This is a genomic window from Citrobacter sp. S46_ASV_140, assembly GCF_018919545.1.
GTDB lineage: Bacteria > Pseudomonadota > Gammaproteobacteria > Enterobacterales > Enterobacteriaceae > Citrobacter > Citrobacter braakii.
Genome location: NZ_JAHLRC010000203.1, coordinates 1 through 4,033 on the forward strand (window position 1 = coordinate 1; position 4,033 = coordinate 4,033).

At 54.9% G+C, this 4,033-nt stretch carries 4 protein-coding genes; 3 read left to right on the top strand and 1 reads right to left on the bottom strand.

Annotated features, from left to right (window positions below):
- Positions 1-46 precede the first annotated feature (46 nt).
- The 3 genes from glnL to KQJ19_RS22690 all read left to right on the top strand — a co-directional run bounded on the left by glnL (position 47) and on the right by KQJ19_RS22690 (position 2,740).
- Entirely contained in the window at positions 47-1,096 is a 1,050-nt protein-coding gene (gene glnL / locus KQJ19_RS22680; protein WP_016155163.1) for a nitrogen regulation protein NR(II), read from the top strand.
- A gap of 11 nt (positions 1,097-1,107) precedes the next feature.
- The gene (gene glnG / locus KQJ19_RS22685) at positions 1,108-2,517 is read left to right on the top strand and encodes a nitrogen regulation protein NR(I) (RefSeq protein ID WP_016155162.1); all 1,410 of its coding nucleotides are present in this window, start codon (positions 1,108-1,110) and stop codon (positions 2,515-2,517) included.
- Positions 2,518-2,629: 112 nt separating this feature from the next.
- Positions 2,630-2,740 carry a YshB family small membrane protein gene (locus KQJ19_RS22690; protein ID WP_003028631.1) on the top strand — a complete coding sequence of 37 codons (111 nt, stop codon included), beginning with the start codon at positions 2,630-2,632 and terminating at the stop codon, positions 2,738-2,740.
- 87 nt (positions 2,741-2,827) lie between these two features.
- Here KQJ19_RS22690 and hemN read toward each other — a convergent pair.
- On the bottom strand, positions 2,828-4,033 hold a 1,206-nt coding region (gene hemN / locus KQJ19_RS22695), incomplete at its 5' end, for an oxygen-independent coproporphyrinogen III oxidase (RefSeq protein WP_216404199.1).

Sequence of the window (4,033 nt, forward strand, 5' to 3'; positions counted from 1 at the left end):
GCTATAATGCACTAAATTGGTGCAACACTTTTCAGGAGACTGCTGAATGGCAACCGGCACGCTGCCCGATGCTGGGCAGATCCTCAATTCTTTAATCAACAGCATCTTACTCGTCGACGATGAGCTGGCGGTACATTACGCCAACCCGGCGGCACAACAGCTGCTCGCCCAAAGCTCCCGCAAACTGTTTGGTACCCCACTTCCGGATCTGTTGAGTTATTTCTCCTTAAACATCGGGCTGATGCGAGAGAGCCTGGAAGCAGGCCAGGGCTTTACGGATAACGAAGTGACGCTGGTGATAGATAGCCACTCACACATCCTCTCTGTGACCGCTCAGAGGCTGCCTGATGGCCTTATCCTGCTGGAGATGGCGCCAATGGATAACCAGCGCCGTCTGAGCCAGGAACAGCTCCAGCACGCCCAGCAGATTGCTGCCCGCGATCTGGTGCGCGGCCTGGCGCACGAAATTAAAAACCCGCTGGGTGGATTACGCGGCGCGGCGCAACTGCTCAGTAAAGCGCTTCCGGACCCGGCGCTGACCGAATATACCAAAGTCATTATTGAGCAGGCCGACCGCCTGCGTAATCTGGTCGACCGTTTACTGGGACCGCAACAGCCGGGAATGCACGTCACGGAAAGTATTCACAAAGTGGCGGAGCGCGTGGTAGCGCTGGTCTCGATGGAGCTGCCGGAAAACGTCACGCTGATTCGTGATTACGACCCAAGTCTGCCTGAATTACTGCACGACCCGGACCAGATCGAGCAGGTTTTGCTGAACATCGTGCGCAATGCTTTGCAGGCGCTGGGACCGGAAGGTGGCGAAATTATTCTGCGTACCCGCACCGCGTTTCAGCTCACGCTGCACGGTATGCGTTATCGTCTGGCGGCGCGGATTGATGTTGAGGATAACGGCCCGGGAATTCCCTCGCATTTGCAGGACACGCTGTTCTACCCAATGGTCAGCGGTCGCGAAGGCGGTACCGGCCTTGGATTATCCATCGCCCGTAATTTGATTGATCAACATTCCGGCAAAATTGAATTTACCAGTTGGCCGGGTCATACCGAGTTCTCGGTTTACCTGCCTATCAGGAAATAAAGGTGACGTTTATGCAACGAGGAATAGTCTGGGTAGTTGATGACGATAGTTCCATCCGTTGGGTGCTTGAACGTGCGCTCGCAGGGGCAGGACTAAGCTGTACTACATTTGAAAGCGGTAAAGAGGTACTGGACGCGCTGGCCAGCAAAACGCCGGACGTACTGCTGTCGGATATCCGCATGCCGGGCATGGACGGCCTGACGCTGTTAAAACAGATCAAACAGCGGCATCCGATGCTTCCGGTCATCATAATGACCGCACACTCCGATCTGGATGCTGCCGTCAGCGCCTATCAGCAAGGGGCGTTTGATTATCTGCCCAAACCTTTTGATATTGATGAAGCCGTGGCGCTGGTCGAACGCGCCATCAGCCATTATCAGGAACAGCAGCAACCGCGTAATGTTCAGATCAACGGCCCAACAACCGACATCATCGGCGAAGCACCGGCAATGCAAGACGTCTTTCGCATTATTGGTCGCCTGTCCCGTTCTTCAATCAGCGTATTGATTAACGGAGAGTCCGGGACCGGTAAAGAGCTGGTCGCCCATGCGTTGCACCGTCATAGCCCGCGCGTCAAAGCACCGTTTATCGCGCTGAACATGGCTGCTATTCCGAAAGATTTGATCGAGTCTGAGCTGTTTGGCCATGAAAAAGGGGCGTTTACCGGGGCGAATACGATTCGTCAGGGGCGCTTTGAACAGGCAGACGGCGGCACGCTGTTCCTCGATGAAATTGGCGATATGCCGCTGGACGTGCAGACACGTTTATTGCGCGTATTAGCCGATGGACAGTTTTACCGCGTTGGCGGTTATGCGCCTGTGAAGGTGGACGTACGTATTATCGCCGCCACGCACCAGAACCTGGAACTGCGGGTGCAGGAAGGCAAATTCCGTGAGGACTTATTCCATCGTCTGAACGTCATCCGGGTGCATCTGCCGCCACTGCGCGAACGTCGGGAAGATATCCCACGCCTGGCGCGTCATTTCCTGCAGGAGGCCGCCCGCGAACTGGGAGTAGAAGCCAAGCAATTACACACTGAAACCGAGGCGGCGCTCACCCGTCTGTCATGGCCGGGAAACGTGCGTCAGCTTGAGAATACCTGTCGCTGGTTAACCGTAATGGCCGCCGGACAGGAAGTACTCATTCAGGACTTACCGACCGAACTGTTTGAAACCACCGTGCCTGATGCACCGTCCCATATGCAGCCAGACAGCTGGGCAACCCTGTTGGCACAGTGGGCGGATCGGGCATTACGTTCCGGTCATCAAAACCTGCTTTCAGAGGCTCAACCGGAGATGGAGCGCACGCTGCTGACCACCGCGCTACGTCATACCCAGGGGCACAAACAGGAAGCCGCACGCCTGCTTGGATGGGGCCGTAATACCTTGACGCGTAAGTTAAAAGAACTCGGAATGGAGTGACGATCGGTCACTGTGTAAAGATTGATAATTGAGCGCAAATTGCTGCTATTTTGCGCTTTACTGTTCCGATGAGTTAAGTATGATCGTGCCCGGCAAACGGGGGGAAGTCATCATGCTGGAATCAATGATAAATCTGCTATCGAGCGGTGCGGTTGAAAGCCATACGCCACAAACTGCGGTTGCCGCCGTGCTGTGTGCGGCGCTGGTTGGGCTGTTCAGCTAGCGGGTTTGTCGGGTGGCGCTTCGCTTACCCGACCTACGTATTGAGATTTCGTAGGCCCGGTAAGCGAAGCGCCACCGGGCAACCCGGCTAAATAACGCGCGAGAACTGCTGCAAACGCGCTTTCTGGCGCAGATATGCATCGAAGCACATGCAAATATTACGAATCAGCAGACGCCCCTTCGGCGTAACCTGAATCCCCTTCTCATCCACATCCACCAGCCCATCTTTCGCCAGCGGTGCCAGCAGTTTCAGGTCTTCGGCAAAATAGTCAGCGAAGTTCAGATCCCATTGTTGTTCCACGGCGGCATAGTCGAGGCGGAAATTGCAGATCAGGAGCTTAATAACATCCCGACGAATGCAGTCGTCGCGGGTCAGGGCAATTCCGCGCCACAGCGCATTCCCCTGCTCGTCTACCTGCTGGTAATAGTGCTTCAGCTCTTTCTGATTCTGCGCGTAGTTGTCGCCAATCATACTGATGGCCGATACGCCCATCCCCAGCAGATCGGTATCCCCCTGAGTGGTATAGCCCTGGAAATTGCGATGCAAAACGCCCTCGCGTTGAGCAATGGCCAGTTCGTCATCCGGGCGGGCAAAGTGATCCATGCCAATGAACTGATAGCCAGTTTCGGTCAGTGAAGAGATGGTCTCCTGCAGGATATCCAGCTTCTGCTGCGCGCTGGGCAGGTCGGCATCTTTAATCTTGCGCTGGGCAGCAAACAGCGTCGGCAGGTGCGCGTAGTTAAAGACGCTCAGACGGTCTGGATTCAGCTCAGCCACGCGTTTCAGGGTAAAGGCGAAGCTCTCTGGCGTCTGTTTTGGCAGGCCATAAATCAGATCGATATTCGTTGAGGTAAAGCCAATCTCCCGCGCATGATTCAGCAGCGCAAAGATAAACTCTTCATCCTGCTCACGGTTCACCAGGCGCTGAACTTCTTTGTTGAAGTCCTGCACTCCCATGCTCAAACGGTTAAAACCTTCAGCGCGTAAATGATCAAGGACATCCAGCTCGATTTCACGCGGATCCACTTCGATCGAGATTTCGGCATCGTCGTTAAAGTTGAAATTGCCACGCAGCAGTGACATCAAACGGCTGATTTGCGCTTTATTCAGATACGTTGGCGTGCCGCCGCCCCAGTGCAGCTGGCTGACATGGCGTCCGGCGAACAGCGGTGCGCGATGGATAATTTCTTGTTCCAGGGCATCGAGATATTGATCTGCTTTATGCTGCTGGCGAGTCACAATCTTGTTGCAGCCACAGAAGTAGCACAGTTTGTGGCAGAACGGGATGTGAAC

Bases quoted from the DNA above. Each gene is read 5' to 3' on its own strand.
- glnL (WP_016155163.1), top strand. From the start codon at position 47: ATGGCAACCGGCACGCTGCCCGATGCTGGGCAGATCCTCAATTCTTTA.
- glnG (WP_016155162.1), top strand. From the start codon at position 1,108: ATGCAACGAGGAATAGTCTGGGTAGTTGATGACGATAGTTCCATCCGT.
- KQJ19_RS22690 (WP_003028631.1), top strand. From the start codon at position 2,630: ATGCTGGAATCAATGATAAATCTGCTATCGAGCGGTGCGGTTGAAAGC.